Origin of the sequence: Micromonospora nigra (genome assembly GCF_900091585.1) — a bacterium.
Taxonomy (GTDB): Bacteria; Actinomycetota; Actinomycetes; order Mycobacteriales; family Micromonosporaceae; genus Micromonospora; species Micromonospora nigra.
This window is the reverse complement of sequence record NZ_FMHT01000003.1, coordinates 3,229,467-3,255,042: the sequence shown is the minus strand read 5'-3', so window position 1 is coordinate 3,255,042 and position 25,576 is coordinate 3,229,467. Positions and strand designations below refer to the sequence as shown.

Below are 25,576 nucleotides of genomic sequence, written 5' to 3'. Positions count from 1 at the left end.
TCACGCTCCGCCCACCGGGAGCGAGACCGTGAAGGTGCTCCCCCGGCCGGGCTCACTGGTCAGCTCCAGCGTGCCGCCGAGCAGGGTCACCAGCCGTCGCGCGTACGGCAGACCGAGGCCCGTGCCGTTGACCCGGGTCGCCCCCGGCACCTGGTAGAACTCCTCGAAGATTCGCTCGTGCAGCTCCGGCGCGATGCCCGGGCCGGTGTCGGAGACCGACAGCCACCAGTGCCCGTCCCGCCGCTCGGCCCGCAGCCGCACCTCGCCCGAGGCGGTGAACTTCAGCCCGTTGTGCAACAGGTTGCGCAGCACCTGGGCGAGCAGCACCTCGTCGCTGCGTAGGCTGGCCGGTGCCGGTGGGTCCTCCACCACCAGTTCGACCTCGTCCTCCGTCCGGACGGCCCGCAGGGTGCCGCGAAGCTGGCCGAACAGGGCCCGCAGGTCGACCTCGGCCCAGTTCGGCTCGATCCGGCCGGACTCGGCCTTCGCCAGGTCGAGCAGTTCGTTGACCAGGGCCAGCAGGTCCGATGCGGAGGAACGGATCAGCCCCACCTGGCGGGCCTGCTCGGCGGTGAGGGGGTCGGAGGCCGAGTCCGCCAGGAGCCGGGCCAACCCGATGACGGCGGTGACCGGGGCGCGCAGCTCGTGACTCACGTTCGCCAGGAAACGGCTCTTGGACTCGCTGGCCGCCCGCAGCTGCGCCGACTTCTCGTCCAGCTCGGCGTAGAGCGCCACCACCCCCCGGTTGGTCTCCTCCAGCTCGTCGGTGAGCTGGTGGTACAACGCCATGACCCCCTGGTTGGTCTGCTCCAGTTCCTCGTTGAGGCGGGCCAGTTCGTCGCGCTGGCTGCGCACCTCGTCGAGGGCGGTGACCAGTTGCGCGTTCTGGGTGGCGAGTTCCTCCTCGGCGGTGCCGGGGGCCGTCCGTTCCAATGTGGCACGCAGCTCGGCGAGACGCTCCGGGGTGAGCGTCTGCGCGGTGAGTGGAACCCGTCGGGACATCCTCACGACCGTATCCTCCGTCCCCGCCACCACGCTCAGTGTGTCCACCAGGCGCGCCACGGCCCCCGACTGCGGCTCGTACCGGCCGTCGGGCAGTGGTGCCACGGGGACGAGGTCCACCCGCAGGTGGCTGCGTCCGTCCGCTGTGGTGACGACGGCGAAGATCACGTCGGCCCCGCCGGTGCCGCGCAGCAGGTCGCGGGCCACCTCCGACAGTGCCGTGGCGATGCGTACCTGATCCTGGTGTTCCAGGCCGACCGCCGCGGCGACCTCCCGGCCACGCTGGCGGACCACGAAGATGTCCTGTTCCACCCGCAGCGCCATGTGCAGCAGCGCCGCCGTCATGACCAGGCCCTCGCCACCAGTACGCCCGCGTCGTCGCGCCGGGTGCCCGCGTCGCGCAGCACCGTCGCGGCCACCACCAGCGGCGAGCGCTCGGCCAGCCCCGGGTAGTCGTCGAGCCGCCACCGGTCGACCACCCCGTCGGAGTGCATGACCAGCAGCGAACCGGCGTCGAACGGGTATTCGTAGCCCCGGATCACCGGCCGTTGGTGCCCGGCGATGCCGGGCAGCGAGACGAGCCCGCGCCGACCGTCCGAGGTCAGCAGCGCGCCGGTGATGTTGCCGAGGCCGGCGTAGCGCAGCAGGCCGGTCTCCGGGTCGGGCTCGGCAACCGCCAGGGCCGCCCCCCGGGTGTGTGCCATCGACCGGTGCAGGTGGGCGACGACCTCGGTCGGCGGGGCCGCGGGCGCGACGCGGAAGGCCGCGAGCGCGGCGTCGGTGGCGGCGGCGGCGAGTGGCCCGTGCCCCAGTCCGTCGCTGACCAGCACCTGTCGGCGGCCGTCGACGATCCGCCAGGCGCAGCCGTCGCCGCTGACGGTCTCGCCGGTCAACGGTCGGGTCAGCCCGTCCACCCACGCCCGGCCGGGGTCCTGCCCCGGCCAGACCCGGACGGCGATGACGGTGCCCCGACCCGGCCGGGAGTACGCGTCGAACCAGCTCGCCTGGCGCACGATCGCGCCCAGCCCGATACCGAGGGTGCCGGTGGTGGAGTGCCCGTCGCGGGCGGAGTCGGTGACGTCGGCCATACCGGGCCCGGAGTCGATGGCGACCAGTTCCACGCCGGCCTCCTGCTCCGCGCGTACCGGGCGCAGCAGCAGCATCCCGTCCTGGGCGTGCTTGACCAGGTTGCTGGTCAGCTCCGCCACGACGATCGACAGGTCGGCGGTGCGGGCCTCGTCGAAGCCGAGCTGCCCGGCGAGCCGTTCGGCGGCCCGTCGTGCGGCGCTGCCGGTGCCGCCGTCGTCCACCCGGAACCAGACTCCGCGGTCGGTGACCGCGTCGCCGGTCATCGCGACCACTTGGTGACCGTGATACGTGTTCCCTCGCCCACGGCGGTTCGGATGTCGAAGTCGTCGACGAGCCGACGGGCCCCGCTGAGGCCGAGGCCGAGCCCGCCCCCGGTGGTGTAGCCGTCGGTCAGCGCCAGGTCGAGGTCGGCGATGCCGGGCCCGGTGTCGGCGAAGACGATCCGTACGCCCTGCTTGTGGCCGTTGTCGACCACGCTCACCTCGACCGTTCCCCCGCCGCCGTAGACCAGGGTGTTGCGGGCCAGTTCGCTGGCCGCGGTGACGACCTTGGTCTGGTCGACGAGGGAGAGCCGGACCGCGACCGCCACGGTGCGGACGAGTTGCCGGACCCGGACGACGTCCTCGTCGCTGCTGACCGGCTGCGCCCTGGGCAGGCCCGTCTCGACGCCGGTCACGGCGACGCCGTGGGCTCGAAGTCCGGATCGTCGTCGTGGTCGTCGTGCTCCTCGGCGTGGAAGGCGGCGATCAGTTCCATGCCCCGTTCGACGTTCAGGGCCGTCCGGATGCCGTTGAGCGACAGCCCCAGTTCGACGAGGGTGATGGCCACGGCGGGCCGCATGCCGACGACGACCGTCTCGGCGTCGAGCACCTTGGAGATCGAGGCGATGGTCGACAGCATCCGGCCGACGAACGAGTCGACGATGTCCAGCGCGGTGATGTCGATGATCACGCCGTGGCTGCCGGTGTCGACGATCCGCTCGGCGAGGTCGTCCTGGAGGGCGAGGGCCGTCTGGTCGGACATGTCGACCTGGATGGAGACCAGCAGGATGTCGCCGATCTTGAGGATCGGCACCCGCTCCATCACGCCTCCCGGCGAGGCCGGCGGCGACCGGTCTCCACGCCGGTCAGCCGCAGCACGTGCCGTAGCGCGTCGGCGAGGCTGGCCTTGGTGGCGATGTCACCGAACTCGATGCCGAGCGCCACGATGGTCTGCGCGATCTGCGGCCGGATCCCGGAGATGATGCAGTCGGCGCCCATCAGCCGGGCGGCCACCACCGTCTTGAGGATGTGCTGGGCGACCTGGGTGTCGACCGCCGGGACGCCGGTGATGTCGATGATCGCGTACGGCGAGCCGGTGTCGACCAGGGTCTGCAGCAGCCGCTCCATCACCACCTGGGCGCGGGCCGAGTCGAGCGTGCCGACCAGCGGCACGGCCACCACGCCCTCCCAGAGCTTGACCACGGGGGTGGACAGCTCCAGCAGCTGTTCGGCCTGGTCGGCGATCAGGCTCTCCCGGGTACGCACGTAGGTCTCGAAGGTGAACAGCGCCATCTGGTCGACCAGCGCGGTGTAGGCCACGTAGTCGCGCAGCGAGCCACCCGTCTCCTCGACCAGCGGCAGCAGCGCGTCCTTGAGGGAGAAGATGCTGGTGGCGGTCTCGGTGGCGGAGAAGCCCTGTCGGGCGCGGCCCCTGGACAGCTCGGCCAGCACGGCCCGCAGTTCGGTGGCCCCCTCGACGGTCAGGTCCTGCGCTCCCCTGCCCAGGGCGTCGAGCAGCGCCCGGTGCAGATCCTCCACCTGCCGGCCCAGCTCGGCCTGGGTCAGCCGGCCCCGCAGCGAGCCGGCGACCAGCTCGGTCCACCGGCGGGTGACCTGGTCGCCGTGCCCCGTCAGCAGGTCGACCAGTCGACTGCTCTCTTCCGTGCTCAACGCCATGGTGAACTCCCTCGCCCGGACCGGGCGGACTCTATCACCGCAGACCCGGGCGCTACTTGCCGCGCAGCAAAGGAATGACGGACGGCACCGGATGTCGGTCCCGTTCTGCGTACCGGCCCGATGGTGGGATACCGTTCCTGTCGATAACAGGAGGTCTTGCTGATGTCCCTGACGGTGCACACGGAACAGCGTGGCGACGTGGTCGTCGTGGCGGTGGCGGGCGAACTGGACATGGCGACCGCTCCGCAGTTGCAGGACCAGATCACGGATCTGCTCGACAAGGGCCGCAGCCGTCTCGTGTTCGACCTGGCGGAGGTCTCGTTCTGCGACTCGACCGGGCTGTCGGTGTTCGTCCGGGCCAAGAACAGCTGCGACGAGGCCGGTGGCGTGGTGCGCCTGGCCGCTCCGCAGCGCGGGGTGCTGCGCATCCTTGAGGTGAGCGGCCTGGTCGAGGTGCTGCACACCTACCCGACGGTCGACCAGGCCGTCGCGGGCGACCCCACTCCGGCCTCCTCCTGACCGTCACCGCTCACCGCTCGTCCTCGATATGGCGGGGACGGGCGATCACCAGGCCCGCGCCCGCCTGCACCACGAGCGCGAACAGCAGGAAGCCGATCGGCGCGGTCCACCCGCCGGTCGCCTCGTAGAGGACGCCCACCAGCAGCGGCCCGAGGGCCGCGATGACGTACCCGGTGCTCTGCGCGAAGGCCGACAGCGCCACCGTGCCCTCGGCGGTGCGGGCCCGCAGACCGATCGTGGTGAGGATCATCGGGAACGCCCCCTGCCCGATCGCCAGCAGCGCCACCCAGAGCAGCGCGCCGGCCTGCGGCGCCAGCGCCAGCCCCAGGTAGGCCAGCGTCGACGCGGCGGTCAGCCCGAGCACCAGCGGGCGCAGCGTGGCCAGCCGGCCGGCCAGGGCGGGCATGAGCAGCGCGATCGGCACGCCGAGCGCGGTCACCCCGGCGAGCAGGAGGCCCGCGTCCTGCGGCCGGAAACCGGCGTCCCGGAACAGTTGTGCCAGCCAGCCCATGATCGCGTACCCGCTGAGCGACTGCGCCCCGAAGTACACCGCCATGGCCCAGCCGAGCCGGGTGCGGCCGGGCCGGATCCGGGTGCGGGGGTGCGCGCCGGGGCCGCGCGGCGCGCGGCGGCGCGGGCCCGCAGCGCCAGCGGCACCCACGGTACGACGGCCACCGCGGCCATGGCCGCCCAGACGCCCAGGCCGGCCCGCCAGGAACCGAAGGCGTGTGCGACCGGCACGGCCGCCGCCGCGGCCACCGTCGTGCCTGCCGTCAGGGCCATCGTGTACGCCCCGGTGACCAGCCCGGCGCGGTGCGGGAAGTGCTGCTTGACCAGCATCGGCAGCAGGATGTTCGCCACCGCGATACCGGCCAGGGCCAGCGCGCTGGTGACCAGGAACGCGGCGGCCGAGTCGGTGACCACCCGCAGCGCCTGCCCGGCGGTCAGGGCGAGCATGGCGAGCACCAGCAACCGGGCCGGGGCGAGCCGGCGGACCAGCCACGGGGTGGCCGCGCCCAGCCCGGCGAACGCGATCGTGGGCAGGGTGGTGACGAAGCCGGCCATCGCGCCGGAGAGCCCGAGCCCGGCGCGTACCTCGTCGAGCAGCGCGCCGAGGCTGGTGATTGCGGCGCGCAGGTTCAGGGCCACCAGCACCATGCCGGCCAGCACCAGCATCCTGTGCCGGGACCGGTTGCGCGCGGCGGGCCGGAGGTGCTGCCCGCCGTGGCCGTCCTCGCGGCCCGCCGGACCCGCGTGTTCGGCGGGGGCCGGGGGCACGGCGGTGGGGGGCGGGGGCGGGATCACGCCCTCGAACCTACAATCATGGGATGAATTTCGGCCGGGAGTGTAAGCAGTGACACCGTCGGATGACCCCGCCGCCGTACCCCCGCGCGGGCAGCGGGTGCGCGACACGATCGCCCAGCTCCGGGAACGCATCCTGGGCGGCGAGTGGCCGGTGGGCGGACGGATCCCCACCGAGCCGCAGCTCGTCGCCGCCCTCGGCGTGGGGCGCAACACCGTCCGCGAGGCCGTCCGGGCGCTGGCACACGCCGGGGTGCTCGAGTGCCGGCAGGGCTCCGGCACGTACGTGGTGTCGACCGACGAACTGGCTCCCGTGGTGGCCCGTCGGCTCACCGACGACCGCACGGCAGAGGTCGTCGAGGTGCGCCGCGCCTTCGAGGTGGAGGCGGCGCGGCTGGCCGCGCTGCGGCGTACCCCCGACGACCTGGCGGCCCTCGACGACGCGCTCGCCGCCCGCGAGGCGGCCTGGCGCGGCGGCCGGGTCGACGAGTTCGTCGAGGCCGACGCCGCCCTGCACACGGCGGTGGTCGCCGCCGCGCACAACCGCATGCTCGCCGAGCTGTACGCCTCGGTCGGCACCGCCCTGCGCCGCACCATCGCCACGGCCATGGGCGACACGCTGGAGCCCGAACGCCACGTCGACCACGCCCGACTGGTGGCGGCGATCCGGGCCGGCGACCCGGAGCGCGCGGCGGTCGAGGCCGGCGCTTTTCTGGAGCCCCCGCCCGGGGCATAGGTTGTGCCCGACGAAAAGACCGGACACCTCGGGAGTACGGATGCTCAAGGGCTTCAAAGACTTCATCATGCGCGGCAACGTCGTCGACCTGTCGGTCGGTATCGTCATCGGCGCGGCGTTCACGGCGGTGGTCACCTCGCTGACCAACGCGTTCCTCAAGCCGCTGATCACGCTGTTCGTGCTGCTGCTCACCGACAGTCCGGACGGAATCGACGGGGCGGTGTGGACGGTCCGCGGTGTCGAGTTCGACTGGATCACCTTCGTCAACGCGGTGATCACGTTCGTGCTCACCGCGGCGGCGCTGTACTTCCTGGTGGTGTTCCCGATGAACCGGCTGGCCGAGCGGCGCAAGCGGGGCGAGGAGCCGCCGCCGGCCGCGCCCAGCGAGGAGGTCAAGCTGCTCACCGAGATCCGGGACGCGCTGGTCGCCGCCGGCCACAACACGCCCGGTCAACAGCGCGGCGCCCTGGACGACGTGCTCGGCCGGCGGGAGGAACCGCCCACCGGGCGCTGAACCCGGCGTACGCACATCGGCCCCTGCGGGAATCCCGCAGGGGCCCCTTCCTTTCGTACGCATGTTCGATAGAGTCCCGCCATGGAGCAGCGCAGACACTGGTGGAACGGGAAGTGGGGGCGGTTGGCCCGACGGGACGTCTTCCTCCGCGCGGACGCCGACAGGTGGCACGTCGAGCAGCGGGCCGGCGGGGCGGAGGGCGTCTCCCGGTTCTACGAGTACCCCAGCGTCGAGGAGGCCGAGGAGACCGTCCGGGCGCTGCTCCAGGGCACGGACACCTGGCGCGAACTGTCCCCGCGTCCTCCGTCCGGCTGGACGCCCACCCCCTGACCGTGGCCCCGTTGTCGACCCGACGGAAAGTTTGGTGCCGCCGCGCCGGACGGCGCATCCCGTCGGCCCGGGTTTGGCCGCAGCGGGGGCCGGGAACCGCACGGAGATGGAGCAGCAGGGGAGCGGGCAGCGGGCGGACGCGGGACATCGGACGGAGCCGCGGGGGGCCGGACAGCAGGCCGTGCTCTCCCGGGTCACCACCGGCATGCGGGTCGTCGACCCGGGTGGGGTGGAGGTCGGCGTCGTGGATCTCGTCCAGCGGGGTGACCCGAACGCCGTGACCGTGCAGGCGGCGCCGACCGCCGACCCGGGCGGCAGTCTGGACGAGCTGATCGAGTCGGCGGCCGTGGAGGAGCCCGACGTGCCCGCCGACCTGGCGGCCCGGCTGCTGCGTTCCGGCTACCTGAAGGTCTCCACCGACCTGGTCCCCGCCGGCGCGGTGTACGTGCTGGCCGAGCAGATCGACACGGTCACCGACGAGCGGGTTCGTCTCGGCGTTCCGGTGGCCGACCTGCATCCGGAGGAGTGACGGCCCCGCCCCCACCGGAGCCGGAGCCGGGACCGCCGGCCGCCACCGGCGCCCGGTCCGACGGCGGCGTCCCCGGCGCCCGCGTCGATGGTGTCCTGGGCCGGCGCACGAGCGGCGTCCCGCGCCGGCGGAAGAGGAGCAGCATCCCCAGTCCCGCCACCAGCCCCCAGAACGCGCCGCCCACGCCCAGCAGGGACACTCCCGACGCGGTGACCACGAAGGTGATCACGGCGGCCTCCCGGTCGGCCGGTTCGGCCAGCGCCGACGACAGCGCGGTGGCCAGCGCCCCCAGCAACGCCAGCCCGGCGACCGCCTCCACCAGCACGGGTGGGGAGAGCGCGACGAGGGTGGTGGCGAGCCCGGCGCCCAGGCCGAGCAGGGCGAGCCCGGCACCGGCGGTGACCGAGGCGATCCACCGACGTTCCGGGTCGGGGTGCGCGTCCGGGCCAGCGGCCAGGGCGGCGGTGATCGCCGCGAGGTTGACGGCGTGCCCGCCGGCAGGGGCGGCGACCGCTCCGACCAGCCCGGTGGTGCGCAGCGCGGAGCCCAGCGGCGGCCGGTAGCCGTAGCCGACGAGCACGGCCGTGCCGGGCACGTTCTGCGCGGCCATGGTCACCAGGAACAGCGGCAGCGCCAGGCCGACCAGCGCCGGCAGGCTCCAGGCGGGGGCGGTCAACTCCAGGACGGGGCGCAGGCCGGCGGGGTCGAGCGCGGCGGCGGGCGTGGTCGCCGCGATCGCCACCACGGCCACGGCGAGCGCGCCGGGCACCGCCCACCGGCGGGCGAGGCGGTGCAGCACCAGCCAGGCCAGCACCACCGGGGCGGCCAGCGCGGGCACCTCGACGAGGGCCCGGACGGGGGCGGTGCACAACGGCAGCAGCACTCCGGCGAGCATCGCCCCGGCGACCGGGCGGGGGATCGCGGCGACCGCCCGACCGAGCGCCGGGAACAGGCCGGCGGCCACGATCAGCAGACTGGAGACGAGGAACGCGCCCACGGCGACGGGCCAGCCGCCGGGCACCGGGCCGGTGGCGACGAGCAGGGCCGCGCCGGGTGTCGACCAGGCGACGCTCATCGGCAGCCGGTGCCGCAGGCCGAGCCAGGCCGCGCAGACGCCGGAGGCGACGCAGAGCACGAGCAGGCCCGAGGCCGCCTGGGCGTCGGTGGCGCCGACGGCACGCAGCCCGGCCAGCACGACGGTGAAGGAACTGGCGAAGCCGACCAGCGCGGTCACCACGCCGGCCAGCACCGGTTGCGTACGCCCGACCATGCCCCCACCCCCCTCGTTCCGTAAACGGAACGGTGAACGTGTAGCACCATAGCGGGATGCCGCAGCCGTCACCAGCCCACCGAACGGCCGACGAACCCGACCGTCCCGTCCCGCCGAGCCCCGAGGCGGACGCCGGGACCGTCGGCACCCGGGTCCGCAGGCTGCGCGAGGAGCGGGGCATGTCGTTGTCGGCGCTGGCTCGACTCGCCGGGGTCGGCAAGGCGACCCTGTCCGGGCTGGAACGCGGCACCCGCAACCCGACCCTGGAGACGCTGTACGCGGTGACCGCGCAACTCGGCGTACCCCTGACGGCCGTGCTGTCCAGCCCGACCGCCGGTCCCACCGTGCGCGGCGCGGCGGTCGCCGCGACCCTGCTGGAGGTCTTCGACGACGCGGACGCCACCTACGAGCTGTACCGGATGCGGGTCAGCCCCGGGCCGGGTCAGCTCTCCCCGGCCCACCAGCCCGGGGTCACCGAACACGTCACGGTCTTCGCGGGCGTGCTACGCGCCGGGCCGACCGACGCGCCGCTCACCGCCACGGCGGGCGGACACCTGCGCTGGAACGCCGACGTGCCGCACGGGTACGCCGCCGTCGGCGACGAGGAGGTCGCCGCCAGTCTGCTGCTGCGCTACCCGCGCCGACGGCCATGATGGACCGCCGACGGCCGGGGTGGCACCGCCGGGATGCCGGACCGGCCGTGCGGCGACAACCAGGACCGTCGACATTTCCACCGCAGTAGCGGGAGTGCGGAAAGACGCCGGGCGGGTGTTCTTGGCAAGCTTGACGCATGACGCTGATCCTCCGCTCGGCCATCCTCAACGACATCGGCCTGATCCGGACCAACAACGAGGACTCCGCCCTCGCCGGCGACCGCCTCGTCGCGGTCGCGGACGGCATGGGTGGACTGCCCGCGGGCGAGGTGGCGAGCGAGATCGTCATCCGGATTCTCGACGAACTGATCCCGCCGACCGCTCCCGACGCCGCCGCCGACGCCCTGCGGGCCGTGGTCAGCACCGCCAACCAGCGCATCCACGCCGCCATCACCGCCGACCCCGCCCGCGACGGCATGGGTACGACGCTGACGGCCGGGCTGCTCGCCGGGAACACGCTGGTGCTGGCCCAGGTCGGCGACTCCCGCTGCTACCTGCTGCGTGACGGCGAGCTGACCCAGCTCACCCGGGACGACACCTTCGTCCAGGCGCTGGTGGACCAGGGGGCGCTCACCCGCGACCAGGCCCGGCACCACCCGCAGCGGTCCCTGGTCACCCGCGCCGTGCAGGGCTCCGACGCGCCGCCCGCGATCGGCGCGCTCACCGTCCTGGCCGGCGACCGGCTGCTGCTGTGCAGCGACGGGCTGTCCGACTACGTGGAGGACGCCTCGATCGCCTCGGCGCTGGCCTCGTACTCCGATCGCCAGCACTGCGGCGAGCAGCTCGTCAAGCTCGCCCACCAGGCCGGCGCACCGGACAACGTCACCGTCGTGATCTCCGACATCGTCGAGGACTGAGCGCGCCGTCCGGGGCGCGGGCTCGCCAGCGGCCCGGCCGCCTCCTACCATCGGCCGGTGCGCCTGACCTCCCCCGCCATCGTCGGCACGCTCGCCGTGCTCACCCTCCTCACCGCCTGCGGCGGCCCGACGGGCGACGGCGACGTGCCGACCGCCGCGGCCACCGACTCCGCCCCGGCCGGTGGGCCCACCCCGGCCGGTCCCGCCGCCGCCCCCACGCCCCGGGTGGGGCTGGGCGGACCCGGGGCGGCCCGGAGCCCGAAACCGACCGCTGCGGTCCCCGTACCGAAGGCCGGCAACCCGGGCGGCAGGGCGGGCGTGCCGGCGGAGGCGCGGGCCGTCGACACCTCCCGGCCGGACCGGACGGTCGGCTCCGGCACCCCGGCGAGCTGCACGTCGGCGGCGGTGGTCAAGGCGGTCGCCGCAGGCGGCGTCATCACCTTCGACTGCGGCCCGCGACCCGTGACCATCGCGATGACCGCCACCGCCAAGGTACGCAACGCCAACGGGCCGAAGGTCGTCATCGACGGGGGCGGCCTGGTCACCCTCAGCGGGCAGGGCCGACGGCGGATCCTCTACATGAACACCTGCGACGGGGCACAGGGCTGGACCACCTCGCACTGCCAGAACCAGGACCACCCGCAGCTCACGGTGCAGAACCTGACCTTCACCGCAGGCAACGCCACCGGCGAGCGGACCGACGGCGGCGGCGGTGGGGCGATCTTCGTCCGGGGTGGTCGGGTCAAGGTGGTCAACTCGCGGTTCGTCGACAACCGGTGCGACCCCACCGGCCCGGACGTGGGCGGCGCGGCGATCCGGGTGCTCAGCCAGTACGACAACCGGCCCGTCTACGTGGTGGGCAGCACGTTCACGGGCGGGTCCTGCGCCAACGGCGGCGCGTTGAGCAGCATCGGCGTCTCCTGGGTGGTGCTCAACAGCGTGCTGCGCGACAACGAGGCCGTCGGCCGGGGCGCGAACCCGGCCCGGTCGGGCACGCCGGGTGGCGGCAGCGGCGGGGCGATCTACTGCGACGGCAACCGGTTCACCCTGCGGATCGCCGGTTCGGTGGTGGAGGACAACGTGGCCCGGGAGGGCGGTGGCGCGGTCTTCTTCGTCAGCAACGACCGGTCCGGCACGATGACGGTCGAGGGGTCGACCCTGCGCCGCAACCCGAGTCGTGGGTTCGAGACCAGGGGGTATCCCGGCATCTTCTTCCTCGGTGCCCGCAATCCCACGGTCACCTCCTCCACCCTGCGTTGACCCGGTGGCCCGGCAACCGACACCGCTCGCCCCGCCGCCGAGTCGAACCCTGTTCGCCGCCGAGTCGAACCCTCATACCCGCCACTCGGTCACCGGCGCCCACACCGAGCTTCGCCGCCGGTCGACCGGGCCGAGTCAGTAGGGGTTGCCGTGGCCGGCGAGCCGTCCCTTGACGAGGCCGCCGGGACGGCCCGGCAGGTCGGGTGCGGCGGTCATCGGCGGGGTGGCCGTGTGGGCGCCCCCGGCCATGCCGGCGAACAACTCCTTCAAGGCCGTCACCGCGTCGGTGCGCGGCTGCCAGCCCAGTTCCGTCTCGGCCCGCTCGCTGGACATCAGCGGCACGTTGAGGGCCAGCTCCACCCAGCCGGCGTCGACGGGCTGGAGGCGGGCCCGCCAGGTCAACGCGGCGGCGGCGCGCAGCACCGGGGCGGCCACCGGCACCGTCCAGCCGTGGAAGTGCTTGGCCACCAGCTCCGGGGTCAGCACCGGGTCCGCCGCCACGTTGAACGCGCCGCGCGCGTCGCCCAGAATCGCGCGGGCGTACGCGTCGGCGACGTCGTCGGCGTGCACGGCCTGCATCCGCAGCCGCCGGTTCGCGGGCACCAGCGGGATGCGCCCGTACCGCAGCAGGCGGACCGGCGCGAACGGGCCCAGGAAGTACCGGGTGATCTCGGTGGCCGCCGGCCGTTGGAAGATCAGCCCGGGGCGCATCCGCACGACCCGCAGGTCGGGTTGGTCCCGTTCCAGCCGGTCGAGCAGCGCCTCCACCTCGGCCTTGTCCTGGCTGTACGACGATCCGGGCACCCCCGTGGCCGGCCAGCGTTCGCTGACCGGATGGTCCTTGGGACCGGGCGCGTACGCGCCGACCGACGAGGCGAACACCAGGGCGGGGACCCGGGCCCGCGTCACCGCCTCGGCGACGGCGTTGCTGCCGCCGACGTTGGTGCGGTGCAGCACCCGCTGGTCGTGACTGGGCTGGATCTGCCAGGCCAGGTGCACCACCGCGTCCGCCCCGGCGAAGACCCCGGCGAGTTGGTCGGCCGCCCCGGGCGCACCGATGTCGCAGGAGTGCCATTCCACCTGGTCGTACGGTTCCCCGGCATCCTGCCCGGGTAGCCTTCGGGCCACCCCGACGATCTCCACCGCACGCTCCCGCCGCAGCCGGCGCACCAGCGCGGTCCCCGCGTTCCCGCTCGCCCCCACCACCACGATCCGCATGTGCTGCCCGTACCCGGTCCGCAGCGCTCCAACCGCCCGATCGCCGTCCGGCCGGGGCGGTAGCGCGGACAGGGCCTTCGCGGCGGACCGGAAGGCGCGTACCCGGTAGGTCACCTCCGCCCGGTCAGGAGCCGACGCCCGCCCGGCTGCCACGAGGGGTGGTTCTCGGGGGCCCGGCGCGGCGGTCGAGCACGGCGACGACGAGGGCGTGCGGCACGGTGAGCGCGGCGACGAGCATCAGCGCGGTGGCCGCCGACTCCGGCCAGTCGGCGGCGAGCCAGAACACGGCCAACGCCCCGAGCGCGGCCAGGCTGGGCGGTGCCGCCTGCCGGGCGAGCCGCCCCAGCGGGCGGGCCAGTCGACCGGCGGCCAGGTCGGCGGCGTTGACCGGGTCGGCCGCCACCAGCCGGGCCAGGTGCCGGGGGGCGTGCCAGCCGCCGAAGTACGCCCCGAACGCCGCCAACGGCGGCACCACCAGCACCAGGGTCACCAGCAGCGCCAGTTCGGCGGCGACGGCGTGGTCGCCGCGCCGCAGGAGGCGTACCCCGGCCAGGGCGGCCAGGGTGAGCACGGCCGCGACGCCCGCGCGGGCCTGGCCGGGCGTCAGGCCGGCGGCACCCCCGGACAGCGCCGCCACCAGGGGCCCGACCTCCGTCGGGTGGGCGGCCAGGGGCAGCAGCACGACGGTGGCGCCGAACGCGGCGGCGGTGAGCGGGGCAGCCTGCGGGGGCCGGCCGGCGCGCAGGTCGGCCACGGCGGTCTCGCCGGTGCCGAAGTGGGCGACGGACAGCAGCAGGAAGGCCAGCAGACCGACGCCGGGCAGCGCCCGGAAGGCGAGGAAGACGACCACGACCAGGGTGGCGTAGCCGGCCGCGAGCAGCGCCGGGTGCGGTGCCCGCCGGCCGAGCACGATCCGGGGTACGAGGTGGTCCAGCGCGCCGTGCGGGACACCGACGACGAGCCCGGCCAGCAGCAGGGCCCGGTCCGCGTCGCCCCAGCCGCCGGGCACCACCAGTTCGACGGCGAGCACGGCGACGACCAGTGCCCGGGAGCCGCCGACGGCGACCCGGGCGGGAAGCTGATCCGCCCACACCCCCACCCACGGACCATATAACCTGATTTGTGGGTATTAGTGCTGGTCGGACGGGGGCACCGTGAACTTCGAGAACATGTTCGACTACAACGTCGACCAGTACACGATCGTCTCGCACGTGCTGACGCTCGGCTACGCGGTGATGGCCGCCGGCCTGGTCTACTTCCTGCTCACCCGCAACAGCTCCGACCGGCGCTACCAACTCGCCTCGACCCTGTCCGCGGTCGTCATGATCTCGGCGTTCTTCGAGCTGTGGGTGCTGTCCCAACGTTGGTCCGAGGCGTTCGACTGGAACGGCTCCGCGTGGGTGCAGAGCGACACACTGTTCACCAACGGCTACCGCTACATGAACTGGTCGATCGACGTGCCGGTGCTGCTCATCCAGCTGCTGGTGGTGCTCGGCATCACCGGGCGCGCGTTCCACCGCACCTGGGTCCTATTCGTCGCCGGCGGCCTGGCGATGATCTACACCGGCTACGCGGGCCAGTTCTACGAGGTGGAACGCTCGGCACCGTTCTGGATCTGGGGCCTGGTCAGCACCGCGTTCTTCGTCCTGCTGCTCGTGCTGGTGGCCCGGACGATCTTCGGCAACCTCAGCCGGCTGCCCGCCTCCGCCCGCCCGATCGCCAAGGGCGTGTGGTGGCTGGTGCTGGTCTCCTGGATGCTCTACCCCGGCGCATACCTGATGCCGGCCATGTGGGACTCCGCCGACGGCGTCGTCGCCCGGCAGATCACCTACACCGTCGCCGACATCACCTCCAAGGTGGTCTACGGCGTCCTGCTCGGCATCATCGCCCGCAAGGTCAGCGTCGACGAGGGATACGCACCGGCCGCCGAGGAGGACGTCGCCCGACCGCGCGGCGGCCTCACCTCGACGGCATAGCGCACCAGGTACTCAGCCGCCGGCGAGGCGGAAGAGCTCCGCGTGGAGGTTCTGAAGGCAGGTGGCGACGACTGACGTGCGGACTCGACCTTGAGGCCGGTGAGGAAGCCGGGAGCAGCATCTCCTGCCTGACCAGGTCGGGCAACCTGGGCGACGGAGATGACAGGATCTGAAAGGAGCCGTCGAGCGCAGGGTGCGCGCCAGCAGAGAACGGCAACGACCGGATCTCGATCTGGTATGGCCGCTCGGTCGCCAGCCAAACGAGGTGATCAAGTTGAGCGCTCATCCCGGCCGGTCCGCCGACCTGCTGGCGTAGCACTCCCTCGCCGAGCAGCGCGGTGTCGACCCCGGCACGGCTGACCAGTGGTACGAGCTGCTCGGGGTCCTCCGGGTGCCGGTCGATCGGCTGGCGCCCGACAAGCTGCGCGACCGGCTACGGCCCTGGGCGCTGGCCACCCTGGCGGCCGGCGGCTACGGTTTCGGCCGCTACTACGCCGGCTACTCCACGTTGCGCGACCGGCGTCCCGACAATCATTGAGCACGCGTCGGGACGCCGGTCGGTGCTCGTCTCAGCGGTCCGCAGCGACAGCCATGTTGAACCGCTCGAGCGCCTCCTTCTTCTCTGGGGAGAGTTCGTCGATGTTGACGGAGTGTGTGCGCTGCGTGTCTTGATGCAGGTCAATACCTTGCACCAAGCCTTGAACGATGTCATCGGCCTCGTCAGCCGTGAAGCCAGCGTCCGTCAGAATGTTCGTCGGCAGCTCAGTCATGTCGCCCGTTTACCCATCCGCGCCGGTGATTCAACCTGCCGCGCTGACCGGACAGGGTGGACATCGGGTTCTCCGGAACGACGGCTCGACGGCTATCGCCGCCGGGTGCGCGAGGCGTTACGCGACGACCGTGAGGCGGCCGACCGGATCGCCGCCGGCATCACGCTGCTCGCCTCCCCCGACCCGACGTCCCGGCACCGGGAGCGGGGTGACGACGCCGGCCAGGCCGTCGCCGACCTCCTCTGGTTCCCCACCGGTGGCGGCAAGACCGAGGCGTACCTCGGCCTCACCGCCTTCACCATCGCGGTACGCCGTCGCCAGCCGGACCAGGGCGGACCTTCTGCGAGCGGGGCAACCACCACCTCGACCGAGGCACCCGACCTTCCCGGCCCAGCGGTCGCTCTCGCCCTGCTCAGCGCAGCCCTCCTGTACGGGCGCGCGGACGCGAGGCGCACCGAGCTGGCAGTCAGCGGGCCGACCAGTGCAGCCGTGCCCGTAGGGCTGACCAGTTCCGTGATCGTCGAGGTCATCCGGGCGGCCCGGAGCAGACTGCTCGTGGCGAGCTTCGCCGCGTACGGGTCGCCGAGGTGGTAGCCGAGCTGCGGTCCGCGGCCCTCCGGGGCGTACACGTCGATCTGGTTCGAAAGCTCAGCCGAGGTGGAAGCCCTCAGTACGCCAGGCCCTGCGGCTGACCCAGCAGGGCCGCTCCGCCGGTGGCCAGCCAGCCCTCCGCCACCGCCGCGTGCTGGCTGAAGGTGTGCATGTCACGGAACCGGCGCTGGATCGCCGACGAGTTGCGGGCCACTGCGCCACCGCCGCTGCGGTAGCAGGTGTCAACGGCCCGCACAGCGGCTTCGGTCACCCAGGCCAGCGTCGCCGAGGCACGCGGGGCCAGCTCGGTGAGCGCGGCCGGGTCGTGCTCGCAAGCTGCCCACACCTCGTCGGCCACCTCGTGCAGCAGAGCCCGGGCGGCTCGAACGTCCAGCTCGGCCCGTCCCAGGTGGACGTGGAACACCGGCGAGTCCTTGAGCCCGTTCTTGGCGTACAGCCGCTGCTTGCCAGAGTTGACCATCGCCACGGTCTCGTCCAGCGCGCCCTGCGCGATGCCGACGGCCACCGCGCCGAGATGCAGCACGAAGTGCACCAGCGGGGCGACGAAGCCGGGACCGGGCACGCACGGCGCGCCGGTGAACAGGTCGAAGGTGTGCTCGGCCGGGACCCGTACGTTCGAGATCGCCACGTCGTTGCTGCCGGTGCCGCGCAGGCCCAGGACGTGCCAGGTGTCGATGATCTGCGCCTGCCCGGCGGGCACGAGCATCGAGCGCAGGTGCGGCACTCCTTCGGTCGCGCCGGGCAGCGGCTGGCCGTCGCGGGTCACCACGCAGTTACCGAAGATCCAGTCAGCATGCGCGCTGCCGCTGGCGAATGCCCACGTGCCGTTCACCGCGTAGCCGCCGTCGACGACCTCGGCAACGCCCTGGGCGTTGAAGCCGCCGGCGATGATCACGTCGGGGCCGTTGGCATAGAACTTGTCGAACTGCTCGCGCTCCAGCAGCGCCACCAGGTGCGGCGTCTCGGATCCGATCATGACAGTCCAGCCGGTCGAGGCGTCGGCACGCGCCAGCGTCTCCAACACGTCGAGTCCGACACGCAGGTCGACCTCGTGGCCGTGGTGGCTGCGCGGCACGAACATCCGGAAGAACCCTGCCTTCTTCAGCTGGGCGAGCAGGTCGGCGGGCAGGCCGCGGTCGGCGTCGAGTTCCGGGGCGCGAGCGGTGATGGTGGCCGCGAGCTCACGGGCTGCGCGGAGGAGGTCGGCGGGCTGACTCATGGTTGTTCTCCCTGACGAGGTGGTACGGGTCGGGTCGCCGGCGGCACTGTCGGGCATCGCCGGCGGCACCACCGCACCCTGCTCACGCGTCACCGGCGCGGAGTGGTTGTCAACCCAGGACGTCGTCTATCGGACACGTGTGCTCGGGCACTGAAGGGCAACCCGTCGGCCGGGTCACATCTGTGCTGCCCGGCCTCGGGGAAGGCAGATCCGGGCACAGCTGCCGGCACGGGGCCTGAGCCAGCAAGGCTCCGGCCGATTCATCCGTACGCGGGCGGTGTGCAGCGGGGCGGACCACATCACAACCCGAAGGCGGACGATCGGGTAGCCTGATGGCCCAGCGGGCCGCTAGCTCAATGGCAGAGCTGTGGACTTTTAATCCATAGGTTCAGGGTTCGAGTCCCTGGCGGCCCACTCCACCCCAGGTCAGCGGCCCTGATCGGGCTTTGGAAACCGTGATCAGGCGCGGCACAGCAGCGAAGTCAGCAGTAGGCGTGCCGGAGGATCTGCATCGCCACCCGAGGGTGCACGTCCAGGTCCGCCAGGAGCGAGGCACAGGTCCGCCGTGCGTCCCGGACGGTGATCCGCCGGACTCCGGCAGCATCGCAACGCCGGTCCCAGAAGCGGTTGACGTTGCGCGGCTCGACCGGCCGCCCGTACCGGGTGGTGAAGATCAGGTCGGAAGGCTGCCAGGCCGGACCAGCGGCATCCCGGGCGACGGTCTGCGCGGCACGGCGGCGGTCGAGCGCCACGGTGCAGATGTCCGGCAGCGGCAGGGTGGCGTCCGAGGCGGCCGTCTTCGTCTCCCGGTGCAGCAGTTCGGCACCGACCCGCTGAAGCTGTCGGTCGACGGTCAACTCCCCCGCGTCGAGGTCGACATCCGCCCAGGTGAGCCCCAACATTTCACCCTTGCGCAGACCGAGCACCAGGACCAGAACGTAAGCGGCGTAGAGCGGATCGTCGTCGACGCGAGCCGACTCCAGGAAGCGCCGCGCCTCGTCGCTCGTCCACGCCTTCCGCTTGCGCCTACGTACCGGCGGCAGCTTCACCAGGGACGCGACGTTGCGGGTGATCAGCCCGTCGATGATCGCCTGGGAGAGCAGCGTCCGGAGCACGGTCCGCAGATGGGTGACGCTCGTTGCCGAGGGCAGATCCTGGCAGCAGCGTCCGAGGACACAGCAGCGACGCTGGGCGGGCTTACGCCGCTGGTCCTTGCCCTGGGCGCAGCACTGGGGCCCGGACGATGCGCCCAGAACTTACAAGCGAGGGGTCGAAGCGCCCCATTGGCGAGGCTGACTCAGGCCGTCGCGAAGCCGTAGGACGTCAACCAGTGGTCACACCCCCGCCGCCGATGCCGACGAGGTCGGTAAGCACCGGCAGTGGCCGATCGGCGGCCACGACCACCACGCCAATTCTGGCCCATTGTTCCTCCCATGCTCGGCTGACTGCGAGCCGAGCATGGGGAGCGGACCTGCGCCCGCGTTACGGCCGTCGGAGCCGTACGGTGTGACAGTCACTATCCCACCCTGAGCTGCGGGAATGCGGTTCGGGTTGTGCCACATCCGGTCCACCGAACGGATACCCGAACGGAGGGGTGCAGGTAGCAGAAAGGCAGGCCACGGTCGATGTCTTGGCCGCGCTGCCATACGACGACCGGACTCCCCACCAGGGTGGCGAATTCGTGGGTCAGTTCTGACCGGGGCTTGCTACGGGCAGTCCTGCTTCCTTGGCGCATTCGAGCAACCGCCGGTCGTAGGTGACGAAGGCGGTGAGTGCCGTGCCGGACTCGTTGGTCAGTACTTGGGCGGTGGCCAGGTGGATGGCGTCGAGGCTGCGGAGCGCCGGCTCGGCGAACGCGGCTGCGGTCGCACGGATCGTGCTGTCGATCTCCAGTCGGAACAGCCGTCCGACGGCAGCCGGTACTCCGATCAAAGCTTGCGGAGCTGATCGGCGCAGCGCTCTGGGCACTTCCACCTCGACGAGAGCGGAGGAGACCAGCGGCACGTCGTCGTGCTTGTTGAGCCAGGAGACAAGGTCGGCGCTGCACATCTCCTGCCGAACCAGCTTGACGACGGCAGCTGAATCGAGATAGATCACCAGCGCTCCTCGTCACGCATCGCAGCGAGGGAGGCGGCCACGTCCACCTTTTCGTCACCGAGCTTCGGTGGAAGTGGCACAGAGCCGCCGCCGGTTGGGGCGACGGCTCGCCCTGCCGCTACCAACTTGGCCAACACCGACCTGTCGTCGCCTACCGGAACAAGTCGGGCGATCGGGTGTCCGCGATCGGTGATCTCGACGGTCTCGCCGCCACTCACCCGAGCCAACACCTGGCTCGTGTTCTGGTTCAGCTCCCGGACACCGATGCGTTCCATGGATACGAGTGTAGAACCAGATGTTCTACGAATCTAGCTCCTGGCGTCATCCGGGCTACCTGTTCGCCGACCAGAGGTCGACGAGGTCCAGGCCATGACGACTGGCCAGCAGTTCGGCGGGTCGTGCCGGCAGCAGCTCGGCGCGCACGCTGGGAAGGAGGTGGTGGTCGCGGAGGGCCGGGGCTGCGGCGAGCTCGACCACGAGCCGCAGCCCCGGGGCCGTCGTCGTGTGGTTCTTGGCAGGCCGGGACGAGCCCGGCCGATCACACCTTGAGGACGTCCACGTCGTACAGCGATATCGACGCGTCTCGGGTGGCCAGGGTCAGACCCTCGGTGATCGCCTGTGCCACGAGCATGCGGTCGAAGGGATCGCGGTGGTGGGGTGGGAGGCGGCCGGCGGTGATGGCGTGGGCGTGGGTCACCGGGAGTTCCTGGAAGCCCATGTCCCTCACCCGCTCGGCGAGGTCGGGTGGGCCGGCGAGCTTCCCCGCACTCTGCTTGATGGTGATCTCCCACAGGCTGACCGGGGAGAGAAGTATGTCTGGCTCGTGGCGTAACTGGTCGAGGAACTCGGTGCCGAGGGTCGCATCGCCGGTGATGGCCCAGAGCACGACGTGGGTGTCCAGCAGCAGGGTCATGCGCCGATGCCGAAGTCGTTGGCGATCTCGGCGTTGGTCTGGGGGGAGTCCCAGTCGCCGGAGAGGTCCAGTTGCCCGGCGAGGGAGCCGATTGCGGTGCGGTTGGCCCGTCGGACCAGCGGCACCACCTTCGCCACCGGGGTGCCCGCCCGATCGATGATGATCTCCTCGCCGCGCTCCACCCGTTCGATGATGCGCGACAGATGAGTCTTGGCGTCATGCATGTTGTAGTGCACAGCCTCAGCCGACATCATCCGACCTCCTCGTTTAGCTAACACCTTAGCCAACTCGGCCCAATGTCGCCGCCGACGCATCGGATGAGCTGGGCAAACTTATGGTTGGTGGATCACCGGCGATGGTGGCGAGGTGGTTCGCATGGTGGCACCTCCGGCCCACGCACCTGACTGCGGGGAGTGATCACCGTACGAATCGGTCGGCGTGGGCATCCGGGAGGGTCAGATGCGGTGCAGGCCGTGCCGCCGACCCCGGCCGGGGCGGCGAACCCCTGCTCAGCCGTAGCTGACGAGGACTGCGCCGACCGCGGCGGTGTTCCACAACGCGTGGGCCACCACGGCTGCCGTCAGTCGGCGGGTGGCCAGGAAGAGCCCGGTGTAGACCAGCCCGGCGACGGCGATGGACAGCGCGTTCAGCGCGTTGGCCGGCAGGTGCAGCAGGCCGAACAGGAGCACCGAGACGACCGCCGCCACCCGCAACGCCACCCGTGGCCGGGTGAATCGGTGCGGAATCGCCCCGAGGAGGAATCCGCGGAAGTACAACTCCTCGGCGATGCCGCCACCCACGACACCCAGCACGAGGGCGGCGGCCACTGCGACCGCACCGCCGGTGGTCATCCGTAGGATCTCCTGGACCTCCGGGTTGGCCGCGCCACCGGATGCGGGCAGCAGCACCCCGAACTCCAGCAACAGGCGGGGCGGAACGGTGGCCGCCGCGATCAGCGTGTCCCGCCGCCAGTGGCGCGACGTCAGGCCCAGAGTCCGATGGTCGAACCCGTGGCGGCGCAGCCACCAGGTGATGAGGAGGACGGCCGACACCAGTTCGGCGCCGGCGACCGCGAGCAGTACCACCGGCGTCCCGTCGGCCGCGAACAGGCCCGCAGCGAGCGGTGGAACGACGAAGCAGATCAGCGAGCCGGCGAGGAACAGCCCGGCGGTGCGGACGGGTACGGGGATGACCACGGCTGGTCCGACCTCTCAGGTGGGTGGCTTGGTCGTTCGGCGTACCGGTGCCGGGTGGCCCACCGGCGGCATATCGAATTTCGATACTATAGGGAGTACATATCGAATGTCGATCTGGGGAGGGTTCCTGGTGCTCCATCAACTCGGACAGAGGCGTCGTTCCCGCACAGGTCCGACGGGCCAGGGTGCCTTCGAAGCGGTCACGGCGGGCGCCGTGGCGCTCGGCGCCCTGCTGGTCGCAGGTTCGGCGGTCGGCGCTCTGGTCGCCGACAACCTGGTCGTGCCCGTGACAGTGACGCCCACGGCCGACCTCGGTGCGCAGGTCACGGCCGGTCGCTTCACGCTCGCTCCCCAGGGAGCCGCCATCCTGACCGTGGCCGAGCCGACCGCTGGGGACCGACTCTGGATCTTCGGACCGGCGTTGCTGCTCGCGGCCGTCATCGCGGCGACCGGAGCGTTGTTGTGGCGGGTGGTGCGGTCGCTGCGTACCGCGGACCCGTTCCACCCCCGTAACGCCCGCCGGGTCGGCGCGGCGGCCGCCGTGCTCCTGCTCGGCGGATCGCTGGCCGCCGCACTCCAGGCCGCCGGTCATCTCACACTCGTCAGAGCGGCCCGGCACGCCTGGCAGCCTGACCAGGTGTTCGCGCTGCACACCGTCATCGACCTGCCGGTGACCACCCTGCTGCTCGGCCTGGGCCTCGGCGCGGCGGCCGAGTTCCTGCGCCGGGGCGCGGCACTGCGCGCCGACCTCGAAGGACTGGTGTGATGGCCCCGGTCGACGACGAGCAGCCCGCCAGCCATCGGGTGGTCTGCCACCTCGACCGACTGCTCATCGAGCACCGGATGACTCTCGCCGAACTCGCCGAGCGGGTCGGAGTCACCGTGGTGAACCTGTCGGTGCTGAAGAACGGCCGGGCCCGAGCCGTCCGGTTCTCCACCCTGACCGCCATCTGCGACGTGTTCGGCTGCCAGCCGGGTGACCTGTTCAGTGTGCGTCCCGTCGGTCCGTCCGGACCGCCCGGTCCGGCATGAGCGCCCGACCGGATCCGGTAGCCGACCGGTAGGGTGCCGGCCTCCGTGGGTACGGACCCTTCCGAGAGATCCGGCGATCGAAGGGTACGGGTGTTGGAACAGGCAACGGTCAAGAGTCGTGACAGAGCGGTGGAGGTGCCGGAACCGCCCACCGGTCGCGCCAAACTCGGGTACATCGGGCCGGGCGTGCTCTGGGCGATGGCCGCCCTGGCCACCGGCGAACTGCTGTTCACCCCCCGAGTCGGCGCCCAGTACGGGTACACGTTGATGTGGGCGTTGATCGCGGCCCTGGTGCTCAAGCTCTTCGTGACCCGGGAGATCGGGCGCTACAGCGTGGTGACCGGTCAGCGACTGCTCAGCGGGATGGCCGACCTGCCGGGCCCGCGTGGATGGGCACTGTGGATGATCCTGGTGCCGCAACTGGTGGTCGGCGTCGCGGCCATCGCCGGCATCGCGAGCGCCGCCGCCAGCGCCTTCACTCTGGCCGCGCCCGGCCCGATCGAACTCTGGACGGGAGTGGTCATCGCGGCGGCGGCCGGCCTGGTGCTGTTCGGCCGCTACACCGGGGTGGAGTGGGTGTCCCGGATCATCGGGCTGCTACTGGCGATCGGTGTCGTGGTGGCCGCCGTACTCGTCGGCCCGAGCCTCGGCGAGGCCGCATCCGGTGTGGTGCCCACGGTGCCCGAGGACCTCGTGGTCGCCGACATCCTGCCCTGGCTGGGCTTCCTGTCCAACGGCGCTGCCGGGCTCATGTGGTACTCGTACTGGGTCGCGGCGAAGGGCGTCGGCGTCGGCGCGCTGGAGCATCCGGGCCGCCTCGACCCGCGCAGCCTGGATGCCGGCCAGGTGGCCCGGGTGCGTCAGTGGTTGCGGACCATGACGCTCGACTCGACGTTCGCCGTGGTGGGCGTGGGGATCATCACGGTCGCGTTCCTCATCCTCGGTGCGGAGCTGCTGCGCCCGGAGGGCATCGTGCCGGCGGAGTCCGACGTCGCCCGCGACCTGACCACGCTGTTCAGTGAGGTGTTCGGCAGTGTCGGGTTCTGGCTGATGGCGGTGGGCCTCATCTCGGCCTTCTGGACGGCCACGCTGACCAACATCGACGGCTGGCAGCGGCTGTACACGGACGGCATTCGCAAGGTGCTGCCGTCCCACCTCGCGCAGCGTCCGTGGGCCAGCCCCACGGTCATCGGCCGGGTCGCCGTGATCGGGTGGCTCGCGGTTCTGCCGTTCGCGGTGTTCGTCATCTTCGGCGACCCGGTGGCACTGCTCACCCTGGCGGGGTCCATCGAGGCCGTGCACATCCCGCTGGTCGCGGCGCTCGTACTCTGGCTCAACCGGCGTACGCTGCCGTCCGCCCTACGGGCCGGCTGGGCGGCCACCACGCTCGTGGTGATCGCGATCGTGTTCTTCGCCGGTTTCGCGGCGTACTACGTGTGGCAGCAGGTGATCGGCTAGGCCGGACTTCCGATCGTCCGCACCTTCCGGGCGAGTCGGTACCGTGACACGCCATGACAGCCCGGTTCAACCAGTCGACCATCTTCGAAGCCGCTCGGCTGGGCGACGTGCAAGCCGTTCAGGACCATATCCGCGCGGGGGCGGACGTGTCGGCCGTCAGCCCGCACGGGTTCACCGCCCTACAGATGGCGGCGATCGGTGCCGACACCACACCCGTGGAGCGGAATCTGGCGGTCCTGGACCTTCTCGTACGATCCGGCTCCCCGCTGGAACATCGCAGCGCGGACGGCCGGACCGCGCTGTTCCTGGCGGCGGAGTTCGCGCCGTCGACCGATGCCGTGCAGTTGCTGTTGGATGCCGGTGCCGAAGCCGACGTCGCCACGAACGCCGGGCAGCATGTCCTGTGCAACGTCATGATGCCCGCCGTCGGCGAGCTGCTCGCCCGGGTCACCGGCCGACCCGTCCCGCCGCCGACGGCTCCGGAGCCCGATCCCGTGCGGATGCGGGCCGCCCAGTGGCGTGCCGCCAGTGACCGGATCACCACCGTCTTCGAAGCCCTCACCGATGCCGGTGTCGTGGCTCTGCCGGACACCGGGCGTACCCAGGAGGACGGCTTCGCCGACTGCGCCGAGGCCTACCGGAAGCGGGGCGGCGCGGCGGCCGGGCTGCACGGTTTCTGTTACTACACGCGGCAGGACACGAACCGGGCCAAGCGCACCAGCCGCCTCCCGCTGGCGTTCTGGGGCGCTCCGGAAGGCGGGCCGGGCGACATGGAGCGGGTGGGTGACCTGATCGTCCGCACCTTCCGCGCACATGGTTTCGGCGTGACCTGGAACGGCTCGGGCGGGAGTCGTCCCGTCGTGGACCTGCGCGACGGAATCTGATGCCTTCGAGCCGGCCGACCTGAGTGGAAGCGGCCGGTACCCACGTCCTCGAACGGCGTGCACAACCGGGGACGGCCGGCTCCGACCGGCCGGGCACCGACGTGCACCTTCGTGGCCACCCCGACCGGGTTCCGGTGATCGGTGCCCTCCGGCGCGTACCCGTTCGGTGGGCTCGACCGGTGGGCTCGACCGGGGGCCTCGGG

Annotated in this window: 32 protein-coding genes, 1 tRNA gene and 2 pseudogenes; 16 read left to right on the top strand and 19 right to left on the bottom strand. The window is 72.1% G+C overall.

Features of this window, described 5'->3' with window-relative positions; genetic code table 11:
* The 5 genes from GA0070616_RS13915 to GA0070616_RS13895 are packed head-to-tail and all read right to left on the bottom strand — an operon-like array spanning nucleotide 1 to nucleotide 4,028.
* Entirely contained in the window at nucleotides 1–1,347 is a 1,347-nt protein-coding gene (locus GA0070616_RS13915; RefSeq protein WP_091081855.1) for a sensor histidine kinase, read from the bottom strand.
* Nucleotides 1,344–2,354: a SpoIIE family protein phosphatase gene (locus GA0070616_RS13910; protein WP_091090716.1), complete on the bottom strand. Its 1,011-nt coding sequence runs from the start codon at nucleotides 2,352–2,354 to the stop codon at nucleotides 1,344–1,346. The genes GA0070616_RS13915 and GA0070616_RS13910 overlap by 4 nt, the downstream gene beginning before the upstream one ends.
* Nucleotides 2,351–2,767: an ATP-binding protein gene (locus tag GA0070616_RS13905; protein ID WP_091081852.1), complete on the bottom strand. Its 417-nt coding sequence runs from the start codon at nucleotides 2,765–2,767 to the stop codon at nucleotides 2,351–2,353. The genes GA0070616_RS13910 and GA0070616_RS13905 overlap by 4 nt, the downstream gene beginning before the upstream one ends.
* On the bottom strand, nucleotides 2,764–3,174 hold the full coding sequence (locus GA0070616_RS13900) for an STAS domain-containing protein (protein WP_091081848.1): 411 nt from the start codon (nucleotides 3,172–3,174) through the stop codon (nucleotides 2,764–2,766). The genes GA0070616_RS13905 and GA0070616_RS13900 overlap by 4 nt, the downstream gene beginning before the upstream one ends.
* The gene (locus GA0070616_RS13895) at nucleotides 3,174–4,028 is read right to left on the bottom strand and encodes an STAS domain-containing protein (protein WP_091081843.1); all 855 of its coding nucleotides are present in this window, start codon (nucleotides 4,026–4,028) and stop codon (nucleotides 3,174–3,176) included. Before GA0070616_RS13895 ends, GA0070616_RS13900 begins: the two co-directional genes overlap by 1 nt.
* Before the next feature lie 162 nt (nucleotides 4,029–4,190).
* On the opposite strand from GA0070616_RS13895, the gene GA0070616_RS13890 reads away from it, so the two are divergent.
* Nucleotides 4,191–4,547 carry an STAS domain-containing protein gene (locus GA0070616_RS13890; protein WP_091081840.1) on the top strand — a complete coding sequence of 119 codons (357 nt, stop codon included), beginning with the start codon at nucleotides 4,191–4,193 and terminating at the stop codon, nucleotides 4,545–4,547.
* A 10-nt stretch (nucleotides 4,548–4,557) separates the two neighbouring features.
* Here GA0070616_RS13890 and GA0070616_RS13885 read toward each other — a convergent pair.
* Nucleotides 4,558–5,723 (bottom strand): annotated as a pseudogene (locus tag GA0070616_RS13885) (MFS transporter).
* 178 nt (nucleotides 5,724–5,901) lie between these two features.
* Here GA0070616_RS13885 and GA0070616_RS13880 point away from each other — a divergent pair.
* The 4 genes from GA0070616_RS13880 to GA0070616_RS13865 all read left to right on the top strand — a co-directional run bounded on the left by GA0070616_RS13880 (nucleotide 5,902) and on the right by GA0070616_RS13865 (nucleotide 7,958).
* Complete coding sequence (locus tag GA0070616_RS13880; RefSeq protein WP_091081838.1) at nucleotides 5,902–6,585, top strand: FadR/GntR family transcriptional regulator; 684 nt, start codon at nucleotides 5,902–5,904, stop codon at nucleotides 6,583–6,585.
* 40 nt (nucleotides 6,586–6,625) lie between these two features.
* Nucleotides 6,626–7,099 (top strand): large conductance mechanosensitive channel protein MscL, encoded by a 474-nt coding sequence (mscL, locus tag GA0070616_RS13875; RefSeq protein WP_091081835.1) that lies wholly within the window; start codon nucleotides 6,626–6,628, stop codon nucleotides 7,097–7,099.
* 81 nt (nucleotides 7,100–7,180) lie between these two features.
* A complete protein-coding gene (locus tag GA0070616_RS13870) occupies nucleotides 7,181–7,429 on the top strand; it encodes a hypothetical protein (protein WP_091081833.1) in 249 nt (82 codons plus the stop codon).
* A gap of 205 nt (nucleotides 7,430–7,634) precedes the next feature.
* Entirely contained in the window at nucleotides 7,635–7,958 is a 324-nt protein-coding gene (locus GA0070616_RS13865; protein WP_091090712.1) for a hypothetical protein, read from the top strand.
* On the opposite strand, the gene GA0070616_RS13860 is transcribed toward GA0070616_RS13865, so the two are convergent.
* Nucleotides 7,900–9,228 carry a benzoate/H(+) symporter BenE family transporter gene (locus GA0070616_RS13860; RefSeq protein WP_091081831.1) on the bottom strand — a complete coding sequence of 443 codons (1,329 nt, stop codon included), beginning with the start codon at nucleotides 9,226–9,228 and terminating at the stop codon, nucleotides 7,900–7,902. The two genes, GA0070616_RS13865 and GA0070616_RS13860, sit on opposite strands and share 59 nt — an antisense overlap.
* Before the next feature lie 56 nt (nucleotides 9,229–9,284).
* On the opposite strand from GA0070616_RS13860, the gene GA0070616_RS13855 reads away from it, so the two are divergent.
* The 3 genes from GA0070616_RS13855 (at nucleotide 9,285) to GA0070616_RS13845 (ending at nucleotide 11,998) form a co-directional block, all read left to right on the top strand.
* The gene (locus GA0070616_RS13855; protein ID WP_091081828.1) at nucleotides 9,285–9,881 is read left to right on the top strand and encodes a helix-turn-helix domain-containing protein; all 597 of its coding nucleotides are present in this window, start codon (nucleotides 9,285–9,287) and stop codon (nucleotides 9,879–9,881) included.
* A 137-nt stretch (nucleotides 9,882–10,018) separates the two neighbouring features.
* Nucleotides 10,019–10,738, top strand: coding sequence for a PP2C family protein-serine/threonine phosphatase (locus GA0070616_RS13850; protein ID WP_091081826.1), 720 nt, complete (start codon nucleotides 10,019–10,021; stop codon nucleotides 10,736–10,738).
* 57 nt (nucleotides 10,739–10,795) lie between these two features.
* A complete protein-coding gene (locus tag GA0070616_RS13845; protein ID WP_091081824.1) occupies nucleotides 10,796–11,998 on the top strand; it encodes a hypothetical protein in 1,203 nt (400 codons plus the stop codon).
* Between the two features lie 135 nt (nucleotides 11,999–12,133).
* Here GA0070616_RS13845 and GA0070616_RS13840 read toward each other — a convergent pair whose 3' ends face one another.
* Both GA0070616_RS13840 and GA0070616_RS13835 read right to left on the bottom strand, forming a co-directional pair.
* The gene (locus GA0070616_RS13840) at nucleotides 12,134–13,216 is read right to left on the bottom strand and encodes an NAD-dependent epimerase/dehydratase family protein (protein WP_091090709.1); all 1,083 of its coding nucleotides are present in this window, start codon (nucleotides 13,214–13,216) and stop codon (nucleotides 12,134–12,136) included.
* A 124-nt stretch (nucleotides 13,217–13,340) separates the two neighbouring features.
* A complete protein-coding gene (locus GA0070616_RS13835) occupies nucleotides 13,341–14,315 on the bottom strand; it encodes a Brp/Blh family beta-carotene 15,15'-dioxygenase (protein ID WP_175440075.1) in 975 nt (324 codons plus the stop codon).
* A gap of 55 nt (nucleotides 14,316–14,370) precedes the next feature.
* Between GA0070616_RS13835 and GA0070616_RS13830 the strand changes: the two genes are divergently transcribed.
* On the top strand, nucleotides 14,371–15,192 hold the full coding sequence (locus tag GA0070616_RS13830; RefSeq protein WP_091081819.1) for a bacteriorhodopsin: 822 nt from the start codon (nucleotides 14,371–14,373) through the stop codon (nucleotides 15,190–15,192).
* Here GA0070616_RS13830 and GA0070616_RS29445 read toward each other — a convergent pair.
* Nucleotides 15,176–15,526: a Scr1 family TA system antitoxin-like transcriptional regulator gene (locus GA0070616_RS29445; protein ID WP_425412997.1), complete on the bottom strand. Its 351-nt coding sequence runs from the start codon at nucleotides 15,524–15,526 to the stop codon at nucleotides 15,176–15,178. The genes GA0070616_RS13830 and GA0070616_RS29445 overlap by 17 nt on opposite strands.
* A gap of 57 nt (nucleotides 15,527–15,583) precedes the next feature.
* On the opposite strand from GA0070616_RS29445, the gene GA0070616_RS28135 reads away from it, so the two are divergent.
* Entirely contained in the window at nucleotides 15,584–15,730 is a 147-nt protein-coding gene (locus GA0070616_RS28135) for a hypothetical protein (protein WP_175440074.1), read from the top strand.
* Nucleotides 15,731–15,761: 31 nt separating this feature from the next.
* Here GA0070616_RS28135 and GA0070616_RS13825 read toward each other — a convergent pair whose 3' ends face one another.
* Nucleotides 15,762–15,962, bottom strand: a complete 201-nt coding sequence (locus GA0070616_RS13825) for a hypothetical protein (RefSeq protein WP_091081816.1) — start codon at nucleotides 15,960–15,962, stop codon at nucleotides 15,762–15,764.
* Nucleotides 15,963–16,067: 105 nt separating this feature from the next.
* On the opposite strand from GA0070616_RS13825, the gene GA0070616_RS13820 reads away from it, so the two are divergent.
* Nucleotides 16,068–16,556, top strand: coding sequence for a hypothetical protein (locus GA0070616_RS13820; RefSeq protein WP_091081813.1), 489 nt, complete (start codon nucleotides 16,068–16,070; stop codon nucleotides 16,554–16,556).
* Nucleotides 16,557–16,629: 73 nt separating this feature from the next.
* Here GA0070616_RS13820 and GA0070616_RS13815 read toward each other — a convergent pair whose 3' ends face one another.
* On the bottom strand, nucleotides 16,630–17,793 hold the full coding sequence (locus tag GA0070616_RS13815; RefSeq protein WP_091081810.1) for an acyl-CoA dehydrogenase family protein: 1,164 nt from the start codon (nucleotides 17,791–17,793) through the stop codon (nucleotides 16,630–16,632).
* A 342-nt stretch (nucleotides 17,794–18,135) separates the two neighbouring features.
* Between GA0070616_RS13815 and GA0070616_RS13810 the strand changes: the two genes are divergently transcribed.
* Nucleotides 18,136–18,207: transfer RNA gene (locus tag GA0070616_RS13810), tRNA-Lys, on the top strand.
* Between the two features lie 77 nt (nucleotides 18,208–18,284).
* On the opposite strand, the pseudogene GA0070616_RS13805 reads toward GA0070616_RS13810, so the two are convergent.
* The 7 genes and pseudogenes from GA0070616_RS13805 to GA0070616_RS13780 form a co-directional block, all read right to left on the bottom strand.
* Nucleotides 18,285–19,025, bottom strand: a pseudogene (locus GA0070616_RS13805) (tyrosine-type recombinase/integrase); the annotation flags it as partial.
* A 454-nt stretch (nucleotides 19,026–19,479) separates the two neighbouring features.
* Nucleotides 19,480–19,890: a type II toxin-antitoxin system VapC family toxin gene (locus GA0070616_RS13800; protein WP_091081807.1), complete on the bottom strand. Its 411-nt coding sequence runs from the start codon at nucleotides 19,888–19,890 to the stop codon at nucleotides 19,480–19,482.
* Nucleotides 19,887–20,165: a type II toxin-antitoxin system Phd/YefM family antitoxin gene (locus tag GA0070616_RS13795; RefSeq protein WP_091081804.1), complete on the bottom strand. Its 279-nt coding sequence runs from the start codon at nucleotides 20,163–20,165 to the stop codon at nucleotides 19,887–19,889. The genes GA0070616_RS13800 and GA0070616_RS13795 overlap by 4 nt, the downstream gene beginning before the upstream one ends.
* Before the next feature lie 55 nt (nucleotides 20,166–20,220).
* Nucleotides 20,221–20,367, bottom strand: a complete 147-nt coding sequence (locus GA0070616_RS28130; protein WP_175440073.1) for a hypothetical protein — start codon at nucleotides 20,365–20,367, stop codon at nucleotides 20,221–20,223.
* A gap of 61 nt (nucleotides 20,368–20,428) precedes the next feature.
* Nucleotides 20,429–20,803: a type II toxin-antitoxin system VapC family toxin gene (locus GA0070616_RS13790; RefSeq protein WP_091081800.1), complete on the bottom strand. Its 375-nt coding sequence runs from the start codon at nucleotides 20,801–20,803 to the stop codon at nucleotides 20,429–20,431.
* Nucleotides 20,800–21,054, bottom strand: a complete 255-nt coding sequence (locus tag GA0070616_RS13785; protein ID WP_091090705.1) for a type II toxin-antitoxin system Phd/YefM family antitoxin — start codon at nucleotides 21,052–21,054, stop codon at nucleotides 20,800–20,802. Before GA0070616_RS13785 ends, GA0070616_RS13790 begins: the two co-directional genes overlap by 4 nt.
* A gap of 258 nt (nucleotides 21,055–21,312) precedes the next feature.
* Entirely contained in the window at nucleotides 21,313–21,999 is a 687-nt protein-coding gene (locus tag GA0070616_RS13780; protein WP_217628195.1) for a CPBP family intramembrane glutamic endopeptidase, read from the bottom strand.
* A gap of 214 nt (nucleotides 22,000–22,213) precedes the next feature.
* Between GA0070616_RS13780 and GA0070616_RS13775 the strand changes: the two genes are divergently transcribed.
* The 4 genes from GA0070616_RS13775 (at nucleotide 22,214) to GA0070616_RS13760 (ending at nucleotide 25,373) form a co-directional block, all read left to right on the top strand.
* Complete coding sequence (locus GA0070616_RS13775) at nucleotides 22,214–22,765, top strand: DUF2975 domain-containing protein (RefSeq protein WP_175440072.1); 552 nt, start codon at nucleotides 22,214–22,216, stop codon at nucleotides 22,763–22,765.
* Nucleotides 22,765–23,031, top strand: coding sequence for a helix-turn-helix domain-containing protein (locus GA0070616_RS13770; protein ID WP_091081794.1), 267 nt, complete (start codon nucleotides 22,765–22,767; stop codon nucleotides 23,029–23,031). The genes GA0070616_RS13775 and GA0070616_RS13770 overlap by 1 nt, the downstream gene beginning before the upstream one ends.
* Nucleotides 23,032–23,121: 90 nt before the next feature.
* Complete coding sequence (locus GA0070616_RS13765; protein ID WP_139128894.1) at nucleotides 23,122–24,489, top strand: Nramp family divalent metal transporter; 1,368 nt, start codon at nucleotides 23,122–23,124, stop codon at nucleotides 24,487–24,489.
* A gap of 53 nt (nucleotides 24,490–24,542) precedes the next feature.
* Nucleotides 24,543–25,373, top strand: a complete 831-nt coding sequence (locus GA0070616_RS13760) for an ankyrin repeat domain-containing protein (RefSeq protein ID WP_091081789.1) — start codon at nucleotides 24,543–24,545, stop codon at nucleotides 25,371–25,373.
* Nucleotides 25,374–25,576 lie beyond the last annotated feature (203 nt).